This window comes from Tsukamurella sp. DT100 (genome assembly GCF_049844855.1).
In the GTDB taxonomy this organism is placed as follows: domain Bacteria; phylum Actinomycetota; class Actinomycetes; order Mycobacteriales; family Mycobacteriaceae; genus Tsukamurella.
This window is the reverse complement of record NZ_JBNCLV010000008.1, coordinates 271,627-279,153: the sequence shown is the minus strand read 5'-3', so window position 1 is coordinate 279,153 and position 7,527 is coordinate 271,627. Positions and strand designations below refer to the sequence as shown.

At 68.1% G+C, this 7,527-nt stretch carries 7 protein-coding genes; 1 reads left to right on the top strand and 6 read right to left on the bottom strand.

The features are described 5' to 3' along the window. Positions 1 to 702: 702 nt before the first annotated feature. The gene (gene murA / locus ACLQ3K_RS20035; RefSeq protein WP_336671853.1) at positions 703 to 1,956 is read right to left on the bottom strand and encodes a UDP-N-acetylglucosamine 1-carboxyvinyltransferase; all 1,254 of its coding nucleotides are present in this window, start codon (positions 1,954 to 1,956) and stop codon (positions 703 to 705) included. 48 nt (positions 1,957 to 2,004) lie between these two features. Here murA and ACLQ3K_RS20030 point away from each other — a divergent pair, with 48 nt between their 5' ends. Continuing rightward, positions 2,005 to 2,577, top strand: coding sequence for a cob(I)yrinic acid a,c-diamide adenosyltransferase (locus tag ACLQ3K_RS20030; protein WP_426001232.1), 573 nt, complete (start codon positions 2,005 to 2,007; stop codon positions 2,575 to 2,577). Positions 2,578 to 2,591: 14 nt separating this feature from the next. On the opposite strand, the gene ACLQ3K_RS20025 is transcribed toward ACLQ3K_RS20030, so the two are convergent. The 5 genes from ACLQ3K_RS20025 to atpA form a co-directional block, all read right to left on the bottom strand. Then, a complete protein-coding gene (locus ACLQ3K_RS20025; RefSeq protein WP_224647856.1) occupies positions 2,592 to 3,017 on the bottom strand; it encodes a DUF2550 domain-containing protein in 426 nt (141 codons plus the stop codon). A gap of 91 nt (positions 3,018 to 3,108) precedes the next feature. Then, the gene (locus ACLQ3K_RS20020; protein ID WP_068524661.1) at positions 3,109 to 3,492 is read right to left on the bottom strand and encodes a F0F1 ATP synthase subunit epsilon; all 384 of its coding nucleotides are present in this window, start codon (positions 3,490 to 3,492) and stop codon (positions 3,109 to 3,111) included. Positions 3,493 to 3,498: 6 nt separating this feature from the next. Continuing rightward, complete coding sequence (atpD, locus tag ACLQ3K_RS20015) at positions 3,499 to 4,944, bottom strand: F0F1 ATP synthase subunit beta (protein WP_224647857.1); 1,446 nt, start codon at positions 4,942 to 4,944, stop codon at positions 3,499 to 3,501. A gap of 18 nt (positions 4,945 to 4,962) precedes the next feature. Beyond that, positions 4,963 to 5,883, bottom strand: coding sequence for a F0F1 ATP synthase subunit gamma (locus ACLQ3K_RS20010; protein WP_224647858.1), 921 nt, complete (start codon positions 5,881 to 5,883; stop codon positions 4,963 to 4,965). Next, positions 5,876 to 7,510, bottom strand: a complete 1,635-nt coding sequence (gene atpA / locus ACLQ3K_RS20005; protein WP_224647859.1) for a F0F1 ATP synthase subunit alpha — start codon at positions 7,508 to 7,510, stop codon at positions 5,876 to 5,878. Before atpA ends, ACLQ3K_RS20010 begins: the two co-directional genes overlap by 8 nt. Positions 7,511 to 7,527 lie beyond the last annotated feature (17 nt).

Sequence of the window (7,527 nt, the reverse complement as noted above, 5' to 3'; positions counted from 1 at the left end):
ATGCGTGCCAAAAAATTTTGGCACTGACAATTTCATCGACACACTGTTGAGTTCTCAAAGAACACGCCAAACGCGGCCGCTCACACCATATGTTTTCTGTGTGAATCGCACCTTCGCAGCCAGTTCATGCTACTCTATCGGAGTCAGCAGGTCAACTTGACCTGCTCTACTCGTTCGGAGCAACCGTTCTAGCTTAGCAGAGCGGATTTCCGTGTGCAACTCGCTCTCGCGGGCCGCTTCGGAAGCGCTTCGATCTGCTCAACCTCACGTCGAAACCCTCTCGATCGCGCTGGGCGCTCGAAAGTGATGTTCTTTCGTGGAGCTGGCTGCTCGGAGCAACCGTTCTAGCCTAGCAGGTCGGAATTTCGTTCGCAACTCGCTCTCGCGGGCCGCGTTTCGGGCATCCGAACCGCTCACCACATGGAGGAACCACACGATCCCGCTGGGCGTGATCGAGGAGAAGGTTTCTCTTCCGTGGCGGTCAGCGCGATGATCCTTGCGGATCTTCCCGGTTTCCGAACTTCCGGCGGCACGTCGAGATCCAGATTCATTGGACTGCTGTGGGCCTTGCCGGGCGGCGCCTGGGCGCTGCTGACTCGATATAAGTTACACACGTCGAACTCGGAACACAAATCGGCAGGTCGTCCGGGTGATCGGGCCTTCCGGCCCGCATCGATGTCCGCTGCCGGCGTGGACCCCCTCCTAGGAGACCCGCTCGATCCGTCCGCCCAGCGCCGTCACGTTCCCGACGAAGTTGGGATACCCGCGATCGATGTGGAAGACGTCGTGCACCTCGGTCACCCCATCGGCGCAGAGGCCGGCCAGGACCAGGCCGACGCCCGCGCGGATGTCGGTCGACCAGACCGGGGCGCTCGACAGCTGCTCCACTCCCCGGATCACCGCATGATGACCGTCGGTCCGCGCGTCCGCTCCGAGGCGCACCATCTCCTCGACGAACCGGAACCGCGCCTCGAAGACGTTCTCCGTGATCATCGACGTACCGTCCGCGACGCACGCCATGCCGATGGCCATCGGCTGGAGGTCGGTCGGGAATCCCGGGAAGGGCAGCGTCGCGACGTTCACGGCGTGCGGTCGCTCCGGTGAGGCGATGCGGAAGCCGTCCGCACGCTCGGTCACCGTCGCCCCCGCGTCCTGCAGCTTCTGCAGCACGACCCCGAGGGTCTCCGGTGCCACGCCGTTCACGGTGATGTCGCCCCGCGTCATCACCGCGGCGAAGCCCCACGTGGCCGCGACGATGCGGTCCCCGATCACCCGGTGCTCCGTGGGGTGCAGCTTCTCCACCCCGCGCACCATGAGCGTGTCGGTTCCGATGCCCTCGATATCGGCGCCCATCTGCACGAGCATCGCGCAGAGGTCGACGATCTCCGGCTCCCGCGCGACATTGCTGATCACGGTCAGTCCCGTGGCCAGGACCGCCGCCATCAGGATGTTCTCCGTGGCCCCCACCGAGGGGAATTCCAGCGTGATCTCGGCGCCGCGGAGCGAGTCCGCCTGCGCCACAACGCAACCGTGCTCGATCGAGCTGGTCGCGCCGAGCGAACGGAGCCCCGACTGGTGCATGTCCAGGGGCCGCGAGCCGATCGCGTCGCCACCCGGGAGCGCGACCACCGCGCGGTGCTCCCGGGCCATCAGCGGGCCCAGCACGCACACCGACGCGCGGAACTGCTTGACCGCGTCGAAGTCGGCGCGATGGTTGAGCACCGCCGGCGTCGTGATCCGCGCCGTGTCGCCGTCGAGCTCCACCTCCGCGCCGAGGCCCCGCAGCACGTCCGCCATCAGCGGCACGTCGAGGATCTCGGGGCAGTTGGTGAGCACCGACGTGCCCTCGGCCAGCAACGTGGCCGCCATCAGCTTGAGCACACTGTTCTTCGCGCCGCCCACCGTGACCTCGCCGGTCAGCCGGGCTCCGCCGTGTACCAGAAACTTCTCTCCCACAGTGCTCAGCCTATGGCACGTCGCCCGGGCCTGTGACAGCCTGTGACCATGGCTGTCCACCTCACCCGCATCTACACCCGCACCGGCGACGACGGCACCACCGGCCTGGGCGACTTCTCCCGGGTCACGAAGTCGGACGCCCGGCTCCGGGCGTACGCCGACTGCGACGAGGCGAACGCGGCCCTGGGGCTCGCGGTCACCGTCGGCGATCCCGGGCCCGAGCTGCGCGCCGTCCTCCTGCGGATCCAGAACGAGCTCTTCGACGTCGGCGCGGACCTCTCCAACCCGATCGTCGATGATCCGGAGTATCCGCCCCTGCGCGTCACGTCCGACTACGTCGACCGGCTCGAGGCCTGGTGCGACGAGTTCAACGCGGACCTGCCGAAGCTCGATTCCTTCGTCCTGCCGGGCGGCACTCCCCTGGCGGCGTACCTGCACCTCGCGCGCACCGTCGTCCGACGGGCCGAGCGGGCGGCGTGGGACGCGGTGCGCGAACACGGGGAGACGGTCTCGGTGCTGCCGGCGAAGTACCTCAACCGGCTCTCGGACCTGTTGTTCATCCTGTCCCGGGTCGCGAATCCCGGGGGCGACGTGCTGTGGAAGCCCGGCGGCGATCGCTGACCGGAGGCGGCACTCTAGGGGCGCTGGCGGCGCGGGCTGGGCCGCGACTCGAGCCAGGACTGGAAGGCCGTGAGGCCGTCCCGCGCGAAGGCGAGTTCCGTCTCCCCGCCCGGGGTGACGGCGTGCACGATCACCATGTCGGCGTCGATGACGTCGAGCTCGGTGCCGTGCGGCGCGCGCCGGCCGACGATCTCCGTCTCGCTGCGCGGCAGTGTCCAGCTGGGGCCGAGCCGCACGCTGGAGAGCCGGTAGTACTTGAGTTCGTGGTCGTCGTAGCGGAGCGTGCCGTGCCGCCAGCCCTGCTCCCCCGCCGCCGGCAGGTACCGCAGGATGATCGGCACGCCCGCCACGCGCAGGCTGTACAGGCGCAGGACCACGACCGCGCCGACGACGAGCAGCAGCAGGACCGCGACCACCGCGGCGAAGAAGACTCCGCCCATCACGCGCTCCTCACTGCTCCGTGCCCGGATAGCAGGAAAGCCGGTGGCCCGTCTTCACCGGGCCACCGGCTTTCACGCTGCTTCTTCTATGCTACTTGCCCGCGAGGAACTCGATCGCGCGCAGCTGTCCCTGCGCGGTCGCCTGCTCGTCGGACCCGTCCGCCGCCGCCTCGAGGGCGCGCCGGACCTCGGCCTCCTCCAGGGTCGAGGCCCACTCGGCCCCGTCCGCCAGCACGGTGACCTTCTCGCCGGTCACCGAGAGGAAGCCGCCGCGGATCGCCGCAGCCAGTCGCTCGCCGCCCACCGTGTCGATGGCGACGGCGCCACCGGTGGTGAGCTGGCCGAACAGCGGCTCGTGATGAGCCAGGACACCCAGCTCACCCTCCGTGGTCTGAGCGATGACGAACGTCGCCTCGCCCGACCACAGCCGCTCCTCGACGGAGACGACCTCTACCTGAAACGCCGTGTCAGCCACTGGAAACTACTTCCCGGCGATCTTCTTCGCGGCGGCCTCGACGTCGTCGAGACCACCACAGCTGTTGAACGCCTGCTCGGGCAGGTGATCGAACTCGCCCTTGCACACGCGGTCGAAGGCCTCGATGGTGTCCGCCAGCGGGACGACCGAGCCCTTCTCGCCCGTGAACTTCTCGGCGACGATGAAGTTCTGGCCGAGGAACTTCTGGATACGGCGAGCGCGCTGCACCGTGACCTTGTCCTCTTCCGAGAGCTCGTCCATACCGAGGATGGCGATGATGTCCTGCAGCTCCTTGTACTTCTGCAGGATGCGCTTGACCTCGTTGGCGACGCGGAAGTGGTTGTCGCCCACGATCGACGCCTCGAGGATGCGCGAGGTCGACGTCAGCGGATCCACGGCGGGGTAGATACCCAGCTGCGAGATCGGACGCGAGAGCTCGGTGGTCGCATCGAGGTGCGCGAAGGTGGTGGCCGGCGCCGGGTCGGTGTAGTCGTCGGCGGGCACGTAGATGGCCTGCAGCGACGTGATCGACCGGCCCTTGGTCGAGGTGATGCGCTCCTGGAGCTCACCCATCTCGTCCGCCAGGGTGGGCTGGTAACCCACGGCCGAGGGCATACGACCCAGCAGGGTCGAGACCTCGGAACCGGCCTGCGTGAAGCGGAAGATGTTGTCGATGAAGAGCAGCACGTCCTGGTGCTGGATGTCGCGGAAGTACTCGGCCATGGTCAGGGCCGAGAGGGCGACGCGCATACGCGTGCCCGGCGGCTCGTCCATCTGACCGAACACCAACGCGGTGTCCTGGAGCACGCCCATCTCCTCCATCTCGAGGTGGAGGTCGGTGCCCTCACGAGTACGCTCGCCGACGCCCGCGAACACCGAGGTGCCCGAGAACTCGCGCGCGATACGGGTGATCATCTCCTGGATCAGAACGGTCTTGCCGACGCCGGCACCACCGAACAGACCGATCTTGCCGCCCTTGACGTACGGGGTCAGAAGGTCGATGACCTTGATGCCCGTCTCCAGGATCTCGGTCTTACCCTCGAGCTGATCGAAGGCCGGGGGCTTGCGGTGGATGCCCCACTGCTCGCCGTCGCGGCCGAGGCCGGGGGTGTCCAGGCAGTCGCCGAGGGCGTTGAAGACGTGGCCCTTGACGACGTCGCCGACGGGCACGCGGATCGGGAAGCCCGAGTCGGTGACGTCGGTGCCGCGGACCAGGCCGTCGGTGGGCTGCATCGAGATGGCGCGCACCAGGTTGTCGCCGAGGTGCTGCGCGACCTCGAGGGTCAGCGTCTTGGCCACGGACGGGAGGGTGATCTCCGCGCGCAGGGCGTTGAACAGGGCGGGGACGGCGCCGCGCGGGAACTCGATGTCGACGACCGGGCCGATGACCCGCGTCACGCGACCGGTGGCCGCAGCGGTGCCCGCCGACGCGGGCTGGGTTGCTGTAGTCATGTGTCTGCTTTCCGGTTTCTAGTTCGCGAGGGCGCCGGCGCCACCGACGATTTCGCTGATTTCCTGGGTGATCTGCGCCTGACGGAGCTGGTTGGCCTCGCGGGAGAGCGAGACGGCCAGATCGTTGGCGTTGTCGGTGGCCGCCTTCATGGCCGTACGACGCGCGGCGTTCTCCGACGCCGCGGAGTCGAGCAGGGCCGCGAAGACTCGGGTCGCGACGTACCTCGGCAGCAGCGAGGACAGCAGGCTGTCGGCGCTGGGCTCGAAGGTGAAGTTGCGGGCCGGGGCGTCGTCGTCCGACGCGCCGTCGCTCTCCTCGACCACGAGCGGAGCCATGCGGCGCACCTCGGGGTTCTGGGAGAGCATCGACACGAAGCGCGTGTACACGAGGTGCAGCTCGTCGACGCCGTGCGTCTCGACACCGTCGATCGTCACATACTCCTCGGAGCCGGTCTCGAACAGCTTCACCAGCGTCTCGGTCGCCGCGGTGGCGTCCGAGTGGTGCGGCAGCTGCGAGAAGCCGGTCCACGCGCCCGCGACGTCCTGGCCGCGGAACCGGAAGTAGTCCAGCCCCTTCTGGCCCATGACGTACAGGACGGGCTCCTTGCCCTCGTCCTTGAGCAGCTGGATGAGCTCGCGCGTCTCCCGCAGCACGTTGGAGTTGTAGCCACCGCACATGCCGCGGTCGGAGGAGACGACCAGGATCGCGGCGCGCTTCGGGTTCGCCCGCTCGGTGAGGAGCGGGTGATCGAGCGAGCCGGACTTGCTGGCCAGCTCCGAGAGCACCGAGGTCATCTCCTCGGAGTACGGCTTGGCGGCCGCGACTCGGGCCTGCGCCTTGGTGATCCGCGAGGTCGCGATCAGTTCCTGCGCCTTGGTGATCTTCTTGGTCGAGTTGACCGAACGGATCCGCGAGCGCAGCTCTCGGATACTAGCCATTGCGCTTGACCTTGATCGTCTCGTGCTCGACGTCCTCGGCCGGGAGGGCGTCGGACTCGGCCTCGTTCACCACGCGCGAGCCGTCGGAGGCGAGGAAGCTCTGCTTGAAGCGGTTGGTCTCGGCGACGAGGATCTCCGCCTGGTCCTTCTCGAGGACCTTGCCGCCCGCGATCGACTCGTAGACGCCGGCCGCGGCGTGGTGCAGGTGGCTCAGCAGCTCACCGTCGAAGCGGCGCACGTCCTCGACGGGCACCGAGTCGTAGTGGCCCTCGCCGCAGAGGTAGATCGAGACGATCTCGTCCTCGACCGACGACGGGCTGTACTGGTCCTGCTTGAGCAGCTCGACCCAGCGGGCGCCACGGGCCAGCTGCGCCTTCGAGGCGTCGTCGAGGTCCGAGGCGAAGGCCGAGAAGGCCTCCAGCTCGCGGAACTGGGCGAGCTCGAGGCGCAGCGAGCCCGAGACCTTCTTGAGGCCCTTGGTCTGCGCGGCGCCACCGACGCGGGACACCGAGGTGCCGACGTTGATCGCGGGGCGCACGCCCTTGTTGAAGAGGTCGGACTCGAGGAAGACCTGGCCGTCGGTGATCGAGATGACGTTGGTCGGGATGAACGCCGAGACATCGTTGGCCTTGGTCTCGATGATCGGCAGCGCGGTCATCGAACCGCCGCCGAGGGCGTCGGACAGCTTCGCCGAGCGCTCCAGCAGGCGGGAGTGGAGGTAGAAGACGTCGCCGGGGTACGCCTCGCGGCCCGGCGGGCGGCGCAGCAGCAGCGAGATGGCGCGGTAGGCCTCGGCCTGCTTGGACAGGTCGTCGAACACGATGAGGACGTGCTTGCCCTGGTACATCCAGTGCTGGCCGATGGCCGAGCCGGTGTACGGGGCGAGCCACTTGAAGCCGGCCGAGTCGGACGCGGGGGCCGCGACGATGGTGGTGTACTCCATCGCGCCGGCCTCGTCGAGCGCGGTCTTCACACCGGCGATCGTCGAGCCCTTCTGGCCGATGGCGACATAGATGCAGCGGACCTGCTTGGTCGGGTCGCCCGACTCCCAGTTCGCCTTCTGGTTGAGGATGGTGTCGACGCAGACCGCGGTCTTGCCGGTCTTGCGGTCACCGATGACCAGCTGGCGCTGGCCACGGCCGATGGCGGTCATGGCGTCGATGGCCTTGATGCCGGTCGCGAGCGACTCCTCGACGGGCTGACGCTCGAGCACGGAGGCCGCCTGCAGCTCGAGGACGCGCTGCTCCTCGGCCTCGATGTCGCCCAGGCCGTCGATCGGCTGGCCGAGGGGGTTGACCACGCGGCCGAGGAACTTGTCGCCCACGGGCACGGACAGCACGTCGCCGGTGCGGCGGACCTGCTGGCCCTCCTCGAGCTCCTCGTAGTTACCGAGGATGACGGCGCCGATCTCGTCCTCGTCGAGGTTCAGAGCCACGCCGAGAACCCCACCGGGGAACTCGAGCAGCTCGTTCGCCATCGCGCCCGGGAGCCCGGTGACGTGGGCGATGCCGTCGGCGGTGTCGGAGACGGTGCCGATCTCCTCGCGGGAGGCGTCGGCCTCGAACGTCGAGACGTACTGCTCGATCGCGCCCTTGACGTCGTCGGTTGAGATCGTCAACTCAGCCATGAGTACTCGTTTCCCTC

What these genes read in the sequence shown, in the direction of transcription:
- ACLQ3K_RS20030 (WP_426001232.1), top strand. Translation starts at nt 2,005, where the DNA reads ATGGCTGTCCACCTCACCCGCATCTACACCCGCACCGGCGACGACGGC.
- ACLQ3K_RS20025 (WP_224647856.1), bottom strand. Translation starts at nt 3,017, where the DNA reads ATGGGCGGAGTCTTCTTCGCCGCGGTGGTCGCGGTCCTGCTGCTGCTC.
- atpD (WP_224647857.1), bottom strand. Translation starts at nt 4,944, where the DNA reads ATGACTACAGCAACCCAGCCCGCGTCGGCGGGCACCGCTGCGGCCACC.
- ACLQ3K_RS20010 (WP_224647858.1), bottom strand. Translation starts at nt 5,883, where the DNA reads ATGGCTAGTATCCGAGAGCTGCGCTCGCGGATCCGTTCGGTCAACTCG.
- atpA (WP_224647859.1), bottom strand. Translation starts at nt 7,510, where the DNA reads ATGGCTGAGTTGACGATCTCAACCGACGACGTCAAGGGCGCGATCGAG.